At 68.2% G+C, this 12,888-nt stretch carries 13 protein-coding genes; 1 reads left to right on the top strand and 12 read right to left on the bottom strand.

From position 1 onward, the window contains the following. Window positions 1-26: 26 nt before the first annotated feature. The 3 genes from rpsT to rpsB all read right to left on the bottom strand — a co-directional run bounded on the left by rpsT (window position 27) and on the right by rpsB (window position 2,256). On the bottom strand, window positions 27-323 hold the full coding sequence (gene rpsT / locus ACTIGN_RS10650) for a 30S ribosomal protein S20 (RefSeq protein ID WP_439623599.1): 297 nt from the start codon (window positions 321-323) through the stop codon (window positions 27-29). Between the two features lie 74 nt (window positions 324-397). Beyond that, window positions 398-1,261, bottom strand: a complete 864-nt coding sequence (tsf, locus tag ACTIGN_RS10655) for a translation elongation factor Ts (RefSeq protein WP_439623601.1) — start codon at window positions 1,259-1,261, stop codon at window positions 398-400. A 110-nt stretch (window positions 1,262-1,371) separates the two neighbouring features. Continuing rightward, window positions 1,372-2,256, bottom strand: coding sequence for a 30S ribosomal protein S2 (gene rpsB, locus ACTIGN_RS10660; protein WP_439623603.1), 885 nt, complete (start codon window positions 2,254-2,256; stop codon window positions 1,372-1,374). A gap of 270 nt (window positions 2,257-2,526) precedes the next feature. Between rpsB and ACTIGN_RS10665 the strand changes: the two genes are divergently transcribed. After that, complete coding sequence (locus ACTIGN_RS10665; RefSeq protein WP_439623604.1) at window positions 2,527-3,300, top strand: HisA/HisF-related TIM barrel protein; 774 nt, start codon at window positions 2,527-2,529, stop codon at window positions 3,298-3,300. Here ACTIGN_RS10665 and ACTIGN_RS10670 read toward each other — a convergent pair. The 9 genes from ACTIGN_RS10670 to ACTIGN_RS10710 form a co-directional block, all read right to left on the bottom strand. Further along, complete coding sequence (locus ACTIGN_RS10670) at window positions 3,251-3,748, bottom strand: GNAT family N-acetyltransferase (RefSeq protein ID WP_439623606.1); 498 nt, start codon at window positions 3,746-3,748, stop codon at window positions 3,251-3,253. The two genes, ACTIGN_RS10665 and ACTIGN_RS10670, sit on opposite strands and share 50 nt — an antisense overlap. A gap of 261 nt (window positions 3,749-4,009) precedes the next feature. Then, on the bottom strand, window positions 4,010-4,810 hold the full coding sequence (locus tag ACTIGN_RS10675) for a hypothetical protein (protein WP_439623608.1): 801 nt from the start codon (window positions 4,808-4,810) through the stop codon (window positions 4,010-4,012). A gap of 96 nt (window positions 4,811-4,906) precedes the next feature. After that, on the bottom strand, window positions 4,907-5,569 hold the full coding sequence (locus ACTIGN_RS10680; protein WP_439623610.1) for a hypothetical protein: 663 nt from the start codon (window positions 5,567-5,569) through the stop codon (window positions 4,907-4,909). Between the two features lie 42 nt (window positions 5,570-5,611). Further along, window positions 5,612-6,895, bottom strand: coding sequence for a dihydroorotase (locus tag ACTIGN_RS10685; protein WP_439623612.1), 1,284 nt, complete (start codon window positions 6,893-6,895; stop codon window positions 5,612-5,614). Between the two features lie 152 nt (window positions 6,896-7,047). Continuing rightward, a complete protein-coding gene (locus ACTIGN_RS10690) occupies window positions 7,048-7,551 on the bottom strand; it encodes a hypothetical protein (RefSeq protein WP_439623614.1) in 504 nt (167 codons plus the stop codon). 211 nt (window positions 7,552-7,762) lie between these two features. Beyond that, window positions 7,763-8,953, bottom strand: coding sequence for an acyl-CoA dehydrogenase family protein (locus ACTIGN_RS10695; RefSeq protein WP_439623616.1), 1,191 nt, complete (start codon window positions 8,951-8,953; stop codon window positions 7,763-7,765). 109 nt (window positions 8,954-9,062) lie between these two features. Next, entirely contained in the window at window positions 9,063-10,664 is a 1,602-nt protein-coding gene (locus tag ACTIGN_RS10700) for a hypothetical protein (RefSeq protein WP_439623618.1), read from the bottom strand. Between the two features lie 471 nt (window positions 10,665-11,135). Further along, window positions 11,136-11,954 (bottom strand): transglutaminase-like domain-containing protein, encoded by an 819-nt coding sequence (locus tag ACTIGN_RS10705; RefSeq protein ID WP_439623620.1) that lies wholly within the window; start codon window positions 11,952-11,954, stop codon window positions 11,136-11,138. Window positions 11,955-12,120: 166 nt separating this feature from the next. Further along, window positions 12,121-12,504 (bottom strand): hypothetical protein, encoded by a 384-nt coding sequence (locus tag ACTIGN_RS10710; RefSeq protein ID WP_439623622.1) that lies wholly within the window; start codon window positions 12,502-12,504, stop codon window positions 12,121-12,123. Window positions 12,505-12,888: the final 384 nt, after the last annotated feature.

Genomic DNA, 12,888 nt, shown 5'->3' on the forward strand with positions numbered 1-12,888 from the left:
TGACGCTCCCGGCTCGCCAAGAGCAATCACTTCTTCGTCGTCTCGGCCTTGGGAGGCGCGGCGGCCGCGGCCCGCTGGCGCTTGACGAGGCGGGACTTGAGCCGGGCGGCCTTGTTGGGGTGGATGTACCCCTTGGAGGCCGCGCGGTCGAGGACCGCTTGGGTGGCCTTGACCTCGGTCACGACCGCCGCGGCGTCGGTGCCCTTGATCGCGTCCGCGACCTTGCGGCGCTGGAGCCGGATCTTCTTGGCCGCGGTCCGGTTCTGCTTGCGGCGGGTCTCCGACTTGCGGAGCCGCTTCCAGGCGCTGGGAGTGTGTGGCATGTCTCGTGTTCGCTATCGACGGGTAGTGGGTGGTACGGGTTCAAGCCCTCCCGTCGCGACGGGAGGACTTCGAATCACAGTGCGACGGCCCCGACCTTGAACCGGACGAACTTCACCGGCTCGAGCCCGGCCTTCTTGAGGGCCGCGGCGACGGTCGTCTTGGGGTACTTCATCTCGTTGGCCATCTGCTGCTCGCTCAGCACGATCTCGGCGAGCTTGGTGCGGATCTTGCCCTCGGCGATCTTCTCGAGGATGTTGGCCGGCTTTCCGGCGTTCTTCGGGTCGGCCTCCATGTCGGCCTTGACCAGCCCCTTCTCCTTCTCCAGCACGTCGACGGGCACGTCGGCCGTGGTGGCGTAGGGGGGGTTGAGGGCGGCGATGTGGGCGGCCACGTCGCGGACGACCTCGTCGTTGGCGGCCGCGCCCTTGCACTCCACGAGCACCCCGACGGTGCCGTCGTGGTGGACGTACCCGCCGTAGACGCCGCCGGCGAGCCGCTGGAACTTGTGGAGGACCATCTTCTCGCGGATCACGCCGACGACGTCGTTGATGCGGTCGAGGACGGTGCCCTTCCCGCCGGCGAGGGGCTCGACGATGGTGGCGGCCACGTCGGCGGCCTTGCTCGTGGCGACGTGCTTGGCGACGTCGTTGGCCAGGGCGACGAACTGGTCGCTCTTGGCCGACGGGGCGCTCTCGCACCGCAGCTCGACGACCGCGGCGACCCGGGCGGCGTTGTCGTAGTACACGCCGATGCGGCCCTCGGCGGTCTCGTTCGCCTCCCGCTTCACGCCCATGTTCTTGTTCTGGCTGCGGAGCCAGTCGACGGCCTTCTCCATGTCGCCGGCGTTCTGGTCGAGCGCCTGCTTGCACAGCCCCATCGGCTGGTCGGTGCGGTCGCGGAGCTGCTTGACCATCTGCGGGGTAACGGCGGTGCTCATGTCTCTCCTCAGAGTGGACAGTGGTCAGTGGGGAGCGGACGGGAGAAGGCCGGCGGGCCCGCGCCCGCGGCCGTTCGCTTCACTGTCCACTGCCCTCCGACCACTACTTATTAGCTGACAGGTGCCGCGGGGGCCGGGTTCGACTCCGGGGCCGCCGCGGGGGCCGGCCGCGCGGCCGGGGTGCGGGGCTTGATCATGTGCTGCTGCTCGGGCGGGAGCGACGCGCGGCCCTCGAGGCAGGCGTCGGCCAGCTTGGCCATGACGACCTCGATCGACCGGATGCTGTCGTCGTTGCCCGGGATCGGCAGGTCCACGGGGTCCGGGTCGCTGTCGGTGTCGATGAGGGCGATCGTGGTCACGCCCATCCGCTTCGCCTCCTTGACCGCGATGTGCTCCTTGTTCGGGCCGACGATGACGAGCGCGTCGGGGAGCTTGACCATGTCGCGGATGCCCATGAGGTTCCGGCGAATCTTCAGGAGTTCGCGGCTCAGGGTCGAGATCATCTTCTTGGAGTGCGTGCGGATGTCCGACGTGTCCGGCGCGAGGGCCGGGTCGAGCTTGCCCGCCTCGGTCATCAGGCCGGCGATGTAGTTGTTCAGGTCTTCCTTGCGGGCGTCGGCGCCGGCCGGGAGCCACATGGACTCGAGTTCCTGGAGCCGCTTCAGCCGGTTGCGGATCGTGCGGTAGTTCGTGAGCGTGCCGCCCAGCCACCGCTCGCTGACGAACGGCATCCCGGCCCGGCTGGCCTCGCGCTCGACGATCTCCTTCGCCTGCCGCTTGGTGCCGACGAACATCACCAGCCCGCCGCGACTTACGACCTGCGACAGGTACTTGTACGCGCGGAGCAGCCCGCGGACGGTTTCCCGGAGGTCGATGATGTGAATGAGGTTGCGCTTGCCGTAGATGTACGGCCGCATCTTGGGGTTCCACTTGCTGGCCCGGTGGCCGTAATGGACGCCCGCTTCCAGCAGGACTTTGACGTCTACGAGAGCCACGACGCCTCCTTCGAGGACTCGGCGATCACGCGCATCGGTTGCATGATGGGGCCAACCCTCCGGTACGAACGGGGAAACGCCCCCAACCCGGTTTCTGGGGCGAGAAGCCGTCTAGTATAACTTCCGGCCGTCCAACGGCCAACCCACTTCGACAGTTTCGAGTTTCGGGTCCGGCGGTTCACAGTTCGACCGCCGCGGGAGGGTTGCCCAACCGGCCCCGGGTTCGGACGTTGAACCGTAACTCTCCCCCGTGACAAGGACGCTCCCGTCATGGCCAACGCGCCCCGGCTCGTACCGGTCCTCGACGTGAAGGGCGGCGTGGTTGTCCGTGCGGTCGCCGGCCGCCGCGAGGGCTACAGGCCGGTCGTTAGCACGCTCACCACGTCGACGGAGCCCGCGGCGGTGGCCGCCGCGCTGCGGGCCGCGGCGGGCACGACCGAACTGTACGTCGCCGACCTCGACGCCATCACCGGCAGCGGGCGGGTGTCGTCCGCGGTCGCGGAGTTGCTCGACGGCGCTACCGGCCCAGTCTGGCTCGACGCCGGGTTCGGCCCGCGGCACGACGTGATCGACCTTCCCGCATCGCCGCACCTGCGGCCCGTGGTCGGGTTCGAGACGTGCCGCACCCCGGACTTCCTCCGCGACTTCACGTTCTCGCCGTGCTCGCAGACCCTGGCGTTTTCGATCGACCTGCGGGCCGGGGAGCTGGTCGGGAACTGGGGCGTGTGGGGCGTCAGCGGCCGGCGCGACGCGCTCGGCGTCGCCCGTGTCGCGGTCGGGATGGGGGTCCGCACGCTGATCGTCCTCGACCTGGCGCGCGTCGGCACGGGGACCGGCAGCGGGACGGAAGAGTTGCTCGGCGCGATCCGCGGCGCGTTCCCGCAGGTCGAGTTGATCGCCGGCGGCGGCGTGCGGTCGTGGGACGACGTGGACCGCCTCGGTGCAGCCGGTGCGGACGGCGTGCTGGTGGCGTCTGCCCTGCACGACGGCGCGATCACCCTTCCCCGGCCCGCGGCCCCACCTCAAGGGCCGCCACCTTCTTGAGCGGGTCGCCGAGCAGCCGGTACTCGGTCCACTCGTTCATCGCCATCGCGCCGAGCGACTCGTAGAACCGGATGCTCGGCTCGTTCCACTTCAGCACCACCCACCGGACGCTCCCGCACCCGCGCTCGACGGCGAGCTTCGCGAGCGCGACCAGGAGCGACTTGCCGACCCCCTTGCCGCGGAAGTCCGGGAGCACGAACAGGTCTTCGAGGTACAGCCCCGGCTTGCCCTGGAACGTCGAGTAGTTGTGGAAGTACAGTGCGAACCCGACGACCTTCCCCTCCTGCTCGGCGAGGAGCACCTCGGCGTACCGCCGCTCGCCGAAGAGGTGCTCGCGGAGCTTCTCCTCGTCGAAGATGGCGCGGTCGCTGAGGCGCTCGTACTCGGCCAGGGCGCGGATGAGGCGGGCAATGGTGGGCACGTCGTCGACGGTCGCGGATCGGATCATGGCGGTCTCGAGTCCCAGCGCGGGCGTGGCGGGGGGCGAAAGCCTCACTCAGATTCTAGTTCGCAGCGCGCTCGCGACTGCCAGGGTTTCGCACATCTTTGTGCGGAGGGCGGCGCTGGGCGGCCCGCGGCGGCCATCGCACGATCGGGGCGGGAGGCGGGTGGTGAGCAGTCCGAGACGTTCGGGGCGATGTGGCGTCCGGCGGGCAGTGCGATCCGCGTGGTGTGGTGCGGCTCGGCCGCAGGGCTGCCCCGACCCACCCTACGCCTTGCCCAGCACCAGATCGACGACCCAGCACCCGCGGACGTGAACCTGCTGCGGGTCGCGGCAGTGCGAGAGGATGTCGTCGCTGTCGCACCCCGCGTCTTGCAGCGCGTCGGCGAGAATCGGCATCGCGCCGAAGTCGCGCGACTCGTACATCTGCTGAGCGAGAGCCATGACCGTTGACGTGCGCCATTCGGGATCGAACGTCACGGGGCGAAACGGGTTGCCGAAGATGTCGCGTAGGAGTTCCGCTTGCTGCTCACTCTCGAATGCCATTGCCTGATCTTGTGCTATCGCACTGTCACAGGCGAGTTCCGAGGATCCACTATCTGGTGACGCGGAACCATAAATGCTCGCCTCGGCAGACCATCCTATACCAGACGCGACGCAAGACGCCGCTTCCCAGGCTTGTACCTGATTCTCAGCGATGAAAACGAGCCCTTGCGCAAGCGATAAGTCTCTCAGGGCTTCTGCATACCGTGCTTTCGCCACAAAGTCTTCCGGGAAGTCTCGACGTTCGATATCTCCCTCAGCCTCCGCAACGACATCTTGATGGTTGTAAAGCGAGTCGTTGGAAGAGATCAACAACTCCCTGAGATCGGTGTCTTCAGCGAATCCGTCCACAAAGCGTTCAAGGACTTCCACCGACTCCCGGCTCTGAGTATTTGTCAGCAGATCCCAGACTCGCCGAAAGCACGCGCACACGAATAGCCTTGCCCGGCGATCACTTCTCAGATCACCGAGATGTTCGAGCATCCGGCGGGGTTTACGGCTGGACAACCACTCCACTTCGGTCATCGCGTCACCCCCACCAGTGGGGCCAATACGGGTCTCGTACCACACCAAGCAGACGCCTCACGGTGCGGCTCGGCCGCAGGGCCGGCCCCGCCGCACCTACTCCTTGCCCAGCACCAGATCGACGACCCAACACCCGCGGACGTGAACCTGATGCGGGTCGCGGCAGTGCGTGAGAATGTCGTCGCTGTCGCACCCCACATCCTGAAGCGCGTCGGCGAGGATCGGCATCGCGCCGAAGTCGCGCGACTCGTACATCTGCTGAGCGAGAGCCATGACCGTTGACGTGCGCCATTCGGGATCGGACGTCACGGGGCGAAACGGGTTGCCGAAGATGTCGCGGAGGTACCGGGCGGGGTGGGTGCGGTAACGCCCAATCGTCGCGGCAACACGCTCAGGAGTGATTGCGACTAGCCCGTCGGGATCGTAACCCAAAGTTGCAAATGCAACATCTTCGCCCTCGGGTGGCCATGCAACGAGCCAACGCGAGTGACTCATCTGCGTCGTGCTCTCATCCGCGTGTGCCTCGGCGGAACGAATGGCGGCTTCGTACCCGTGATCTACATCCCAGTACAAGAGCTCGGAATGAGCATGAAGTGGGTCGCCGAAGTTGAACATTTCTTCACCGTTCTGCGCGCGAGTTAACTCGTCTCGCGCGCACGCGACGGCGTAGAGTCGGTATTTCCTGTTGGTGGCACGGCCCCGCCGGAGTGCGAGCATCTCTTCAGGTTTGTCGTCCGCGACCCACTCCGCTTCGATCATGGATGTGCTCCCGAACAGACGGCGGGTAAACCCGCCGCCATATCACCCCAGCAGGTTCATCTTCACGTCGCCGCCGACGATCGTGACCACGGCGCGGCCGGTGACCTTCCAGCCGTCGAATGGGGTGTTGCGGCTCTTCGACTTCGACTCGGCTTTCTTGATCGTCCACTTCGCTTTCGGGTCGATCACCGTCACGTCGGCGGGGCGGCCCGGTTGCAACGTGCCGCGGTCGATGCCGAGCACCTTCGCGGGGTTGATGGTCATCTTTTCGAGCATCTGCGGCCAGCTCAGGTGACCCGGCTCGATTAGGTGGGAGATGCACAGCGGGAGGAACGTTTCGAGGCCGAGGATGCCGTTCGGAGCCTGGTCGAGTTCGCGCTCCTTCTTCTCGGGTGCGTGCGGGGCGTGGTCGGTCGCCAGCACCGAGAGCGTGCCGTCCTTCAGGCCGGCGAGAATGGCGTCCACGTCGCGCTGCGTTCGCAGCGGCGGTGACATCTTGTAGTTGCTGTCGAACGTGCGGAGCGACTCGTCCGTGAGCAGGAAGTGGTGCGGGCACGCCTCGCCGCTGACGCGGATGCCCTTCGCGATCCCCTGGCGGATCAGATCGACGCCGCCGGCCGTCGAGACGTGCAGGATGTGAACGCGGCCGCCGGTGAGTTCCGAGAGCATGATGTCGCGGGCGATCATGATGTCCTCGGCGACCGCCGGCATCCCCCGCAGCCCGAGTTGCACCGACACCAGCCCCTCACTCATCACGCCGCCGACCGTCAGTTCGAGAATCTCGGCGTGAACGAGCACCGCCCGGTCGTTGAGCATCTTGCAGTATTCGAGCGCCCGCCGCATGATCTCGGCCGAGTACACCGGCGCGCCGTCGTCGGTGAACGCGACCGCGCCCCCCTCGACCAGCCCGCCGAGTTCGGCGAGTTCCTTGCCGTCGCGGTTCTTGGTCACCGCACCGATCGGGAACACGTTGCAGTTGCCGGCCCGCTGCGCCTGCTGAATGACGAACTCGGCCGCCATCCGCGTGTCGATCGGCGGCTCGGTGTTCGGCATGCACGCGACCGACGTGACGCCCCCCGCAACGGCCGCCGCGGTGCCGGTGGCGATCGTCTCGTCCTCCTCGCGGCCCGGCTCCCGCAGGTGAACATGCATGTCGATGAGGCCGGGGGAGACGATCAGCCCCGTGCAGTCGATCGTCTTGTCCGCGGTGCGGGCCTGCGGGCCGGTGCCGAGCACCTTCCCGTCGGCGAGCCACAGGTCGGCCACCGCGTCGAAGTTCTGGGAGGGGTCGATGACGCGGCCGTTGCGGAGCAGGATCGTGGGCATGACTACCTTGTGAGTGGGCACGACAGCCGAACGAGGTCTCCGTCCTATTTTCGGACTTCGGGCTGCCGATTTCGAGCTTTCCCAAAAAGAGAAACGCCGGGTGGCCGCGACGTGCGACCCCCGGCGTCACTGATTCAACCCGACTCACCAACTCAGCGGCGGGCGCGCATCCGGGCGATCAGGCCCATCCGCTTCGCGGTCGAGGTGCTGACCGGCATCGGGGCCATCTCGGTCGCGGTCGCGGTCGTCATGGTCATCGTGCTGCCCGTGGCCGGGGTGACCTTCTCGGCGGTCATCGGGGTCTTGCCGCCGGCCACGACGACCGGGTTGGTGCCGGTGGTCGCGCCGGTCGTCTTCGGGGCCGGGGTCGGCATCGGGGCCGGGACCGCGGCGGCCGGCGGCGCGGTGGGGACCACCGTGCCGGTGCTCATCACCGGGCTCGACGACATCACGGTGCTGGCGCTGCGGCCGCGGAGGCGACCGAACAGCCCGCGGCGGGTCGAGGTGGTCGGGGCGTAGGTGGTCATCAGCGGGGCGGTCGTGCCCGTGACCACGGGGGCCGTCGTCGGGGCCGGGGCGGTGGCCGGGGTGTCAGCGGCGGTGCCCGTCGTGGCGAAGCCGGCTGCGGCGGCGAGGGCGAACAGGAAACGAGTCATGGTGCTTCATCCTGAAACGCCTGACTCCGGGCTGTGCAATCGTTGCGCCCGGGCAATCAGGTGGGAACAGTGTACCCCACTGTCCCGCGACTGGGCAGTGGGACTGTGCCGTGTTTGTCGAATGTAGGGGCACCCCGGTAGCCTGGGAACTCTGGGGTATTTGGTGCAGCAGGGAGGTTTGGCACCCGTTCCACCAATCATTCGCCGAGAGTTACTTGAACGCTTCCCACTCCTTGCCCAGTACGGCCGCGGCGATCTTGAGCTTCAGGATCTCATCGGTCCCCTCGTAGATGCGGCACACGCGGACGTCGGTGAGGTGCCGGGCCGGGCGGTACAGCGTGCTCCAGCCCTTGCCGCCCCACACCTGCACCGCCCGGTCGGCCGCGTCCCACGCTGCGTTGCTCGCGAAGAACTTCGCCTGCGCCGCGAGCAGGTCCGCTTCGCGCAGCAGCTCCTTGTTGCCGGGTGCCGCTTCGGAGCGACCCTTGGCCTCGGCCGCACGCAGCAGCAGCGACTCGCTCGCGACGCGGTCCATCTCGATGTGCGCGATGTGCTCCTGCACGAGCTGGTGCCGGGCGATCTCCTTGCCGTGCTGGTTCCGCACCTTGGCGTACTCGCACGCTTCGGCGAGGCAGTCCTCGATCACCCCCAGGCACCCGGCCGCGACGCTCAGCCGCCCGCTCACGAGCGTCCCCATCGCGACCCGGAACCCGTCGCCGGGTTCGCCGAGCAGGTTCTCGAGCGGCACCCTCACGTCGTGCATCTCGAACATCGCGGTGTTCGACGTCGGCATCCCCATCTTCGCGTTCGGCGAGAAGCTCTCGGCCTCGAACCCCTTGGCGTCGGTGTCCACGACGAACGCCGAGATGCGGCGGCCCGGGTCGCCCTCGGGCACGCCCGCGTCGTACCCGAACACCACGACCGCCTGCGCGATGCCGCCGTTCGAGATGAGGTACTTCATCCCGTTGAGGACGAAGTGGTCGCCCCGCTTCTCGAACGTAGTCGTCATCTGCAGCGGGTTGCTGCCGGCCTCGGGCTCGGTGAGGCCGAACGCCAGCACCTTCTCGCCGCGCACCGCCGCGGGGAGGTACTTCTTCTTGAGCGCCTCGCTGCCCCACGTCTGGATCGGGTACGCGCCGATGCTGAGGTGCCCGGAGAAGAACGTGCGGACCGTCGTGCCCTCGCGGCCGATGCGGGCGAGCGCCTTGAAGTAGCTCACCGGGTCGGCCCCGCGGCCGCCGTACTCGGTGCGGACGTTCATGCCGAGGAGGTCGTGCTTCTTCGCCAGCGGCACGACGTGCTCGTTGAACCGCCGCTCGGCGTACGCGAGCTCCTCCTCGGGCCGCACCTCCTGGCAGAACGCCTCGACGTCGGCGGCAAGTCGTGCGGGATCGAAGGGCATGGCCGGTCCTCGAACGGGGGAGGGACGTGCGCTGGTATTCTACCCGCAGTCGGAATCCCGCAGGGTGAATAACGGTCCGGCCCCGCCGTCGCGACGGCGGGGCCGGACGTCACGCCGCCCGCCGCTGCGGCAGCGGGTACTCCAGGATCTCCTGGAGCAGTTCCAGCTTGCTCGGGCGGGCGAGCAGCGGGACCAGGTTCGGCAGCGCGTAGTAGTCGCCGCCGAACTGGTAGGCGTCGGTCACGAGCCCGGCCTTCTTGCACTCGTCTTCGAGCTGCGTGCTCGCCCCCGTCACCTTGACGAAGCACACCGCCGGGTCGGCCCTCATCTCGGCCCGGTACTTCTGGAGCGCGGCGACGAACTTCGGCTCCGCGTTCTCGCCCTCGTCGGTGACGACGACGATCTGCTCGACGTACTGCTTCTTCCGCCGCAGTTGCTCGACGCCGACCCCGACCGAGGTGTTGCCCCCGGCCGTGATGCCGGTGAGCGCCTTCTCCCACGAAGCGAGGTCCGGGCCGGCCGCCTCGACCGGGTACGCGATCGAGTCGAACGCGTACACGAACAGCTCCTTGTCCGCGACCGCCGCGAGCAGCGACCCGAGCCGCTTGCCGATCTCGATGGCCTGCGACATCGAGCCCGACTTGTCGATCAGCAGCGCCGTCGGCCGGGCGATCCGCCCGCGGGCCTTCACCTGCGAGTCGGCGACCGCGTCGAGCTTCGCCTTCACCTCGGCCGGCAGCGGGGCCGCGTCGCGGGCCGTCTCGGCCTTGAACGCGCTGACCCGCGTCGCGGTCTTGGCGGCGTCGAGCTTCGCCTCGACCCGCGCCTTCAGGTCCGCGGCCTCGAACGCGCCGCGCTTCCGCAGCATGTCGAGGTTGTTGATGACCTCCTGCGGCGACATCCGCTCGACGAGCGCCTTCAGCACCGCCGGCGTGACGGCCTTCACCAGACCGACGGCGACGCGGAACGGCACGTCGTGCTCGGCGATCAGCTTCGCCTGGAGGTCGGCGTCGTCGGCCTGGGCGAGCGCCTTGAGCCCGGCGAGCTTCGAGCCTTCCGGCGGAACTTCGTCGAACAGTACCGCCTGCGCCCGCGGCCCCGGCTTGACGTGGAGCAGCGCGTACAGCCGCTTCAGCGCCTTGCGGGCCTGGAGAGCCGTCGCGTCGAACCACTTGTCGTCGGCCTCGCGCTCCCGCAGGTAGCGGGTCACCTCGGTCTTCAGCGACCGCGGGACATTCTTGAACAGCCCGAACTCGTCCGTCAGCGTGACCGTCCCGCCGGCGGCGAGCTTCGGCTTCCCGGGCTTCTTCCCCTTGCCGGCCTTCCGCTCGACCTTGTGCGTCATCGCGTCGGCCGGCACGCCCTCCTGGGGCGCATCGACCTCCACCTTCACCCGCTCCTTGCGGCCGTGGATGAAATCGACGACGCGGCCGAGTTGGTACGGCGGCAGCTCGCGCAGCATCGCAAGCCCGACGTCGCGGTGCCCGGGGAAGTCGCTCGTCACGAGCGTGACGATGAACATCTCCTTGTGGTCGCGGACGTCGCCGTGGTCGGCGTACCACGCCGCGAGCCGGACGTAGAACCGCGGGTCGGCCTTCACGAGGTCGGCGTGCAGCGGGTGGACGAGGCCGAGCTTCCGGTGCGGGCACGTGAGCAGCGAGTTGAGCATCCCCAGCCGCAGGTCCGCTTCCGGGTTCGAGACGACAGCCATGACGCACCCTCCTTCGGGTCGCAACAGCACCAATGAAAACGGCCGCCGGAGCGGCCGCGTGGGTCGAGAAGAATCACCCGTACAAGTCCGGGAGGCGGTTTGAAAACGGTTCTGGCGAGCTACCACTGCTCTACCGCCCGGTGATTCGGGCGGGCAGGGAATCGAACCCTGCGACCTCCACCTTATGAGGGACGTTTGTACGCCTTCGCTGTGGGGTACGGGTTGACTTCGGTGTTTCGGAAACAGGCCCGCACGAGTTCGGGAAGCGGTTGAACTTAGTCTGGCGCGTCTGCCGTTCCGCCACGCCGCCCGTGAGTGGGCGGCGGCGGGAGTCGAACCCGCATACGCTTTCGCGTGCCAGATTCACATGGTTTGTACGCTTCCGCCGTGGGGTGCGGGCTGTACCGATATGACCCGGCCGCACGGGGCTGGGTTCGCGATGTGCTCGCGTTTTCTCGAACGCGGCGCGCGTCAGTTGAGGGAGGCGACCTCGACGGTGCCGATGTTGAAAGCCTCCAGGCGGTTCACGCCGAACGCGGTGGTCAGGGCCACGTCGGCGGCGTCGCGGCCGCGGGCGAGCGGGATCCGGCCGATCCGCGGGACGTTGTGCCGCGCGTCGGCCGCGTACCACTGGCCCCCGAGGTACACCTCGAACCACGCGCTGAAGTCCATCGGGGCCGGGTCGGCCGGCACCCCGATGTCCCCGAGGTAGCCGGTGCAGTACCGTGCCGGGACGTTGAGGCACCGGAGCAGGGTGATCGCGAGGTGGGTGAAGTCCCGGCACACGCCGACCCGTTCGCGGTACACGTCGAGTGCGGTCCGGTTCGCGCGGGCCATCATGTAGTCGAAGCGGACGTGGTTGTGAACGAAGTTGTTGACGGCGCAGACCACGGGCCACCCGGCCGCGAGTTGCCCGAACTGCGCCCACGCCCAGTCCTTCAACTCGCTGTCCACCTCGCAGTACCGGCTCGCGAGCAGGAACTGGATCGCCTCGTTCGGCAGCTCCTCCACCGGGTGGTGCCGGACGCCCCACGGTTGCGGGTCCGGGAGGCCGCTGTCCTCTAGGACGGCGGAGTTGCGGAGCGTCAGCCGGCCCGCGGGCACGAACGCCCGCCCGCACCGGTTCCCGTACACGTCGGAGAACTCCGACACCTGGACCGCCGGCTCGACCTCGAACCGCTCGTGGACCCGCACCGCCGGCCACACCGACGGGTGCAGGTACAGCATCCAGATCACCGTGGCGGGGTTCGGGAAGCTGAGCCCGATCTCGCAATCGACTTTAATGAGCACGTTGCCCTCCGGTGTTCGTCGGCCCCGGAGAGGAGTTGCCGCGACACGAAACAGGTAGTCGTAACTGAAAGTGGTGGGGGTGCGGGGCGGGTCCGGCTCGAGCCGCCGGACCCCGCTCGCGGGGCGAGCGGCCACGCACCGGGTCTGATTCTATGGGGCCGGGTGCCTAGACGGCGACGACCGCCTCGACCTCGGCGGCCGCGGGCGGCTCGTAGAGTTCCTTGACGAGCTGGAGGACGTACGTCCCCTTCTTGAGGTCCTGCATCTCCGAGAGCTTCGAGTCGGCCCCGGCCCGGTCCTTGTACTCGAACATCGCGACCCGCTTCAGCGCGGCGTCGCACACCGCCCACCGGGCTACCATCCGGGGCGGGGCCTTGACCTTCCGAGTGCGGACCCGGGGCGTGGCCGCGACCCTCACCTTGGCCGGCTTCTCCGCAGCCACCTTCCGCACCCGCGCCTTCTTGACCGTGGGCTCGGCGACCGCCTCGGCGGCCTCGGCCTGATCGTTCTGCTCGCGCAGCGCGCGGCGGCCAACGGTACGTGACGCCATGTGGTGTGGTCCGTGGTGTGGGTGCGGGGCGCCGAGGGAGCGGGGTCGCCGGGGGCAACATCACGCGTCGGCGGGGTCGGGAACGCCCGCTCTGCACGCTTGATGTCCGCCACGCCCAGAATGGAGGGCTGGAAGAAGTGGTAGGCACCAGGAATGTAGAACAAATTTATACTATCGAACCGAGGTCCGTTTTCCAAGTGGTTCCCGGGTTTGGCCCGGAATGATGCGCGGGTACGCCGGTGAAGTGCGACAGGGGCAACCGAGCGTCGCCCGTGGAATGACTCCGCGAGCGGGCCGCACGGGTGCTGCAAGCTGTGATCACTGAGAGTGTGTTTTGAAACCTACGGGTTCGGGTGAAGGCTTCGGAGCATCCGGTGGATCATG

The organism is Gemmata sp., assembly GCF_051859125.1.
Lineage (GTDB): Bacteria > Planctomycetota > Planctomycetia > Gemmatales > Gemmataceae > Gemmata.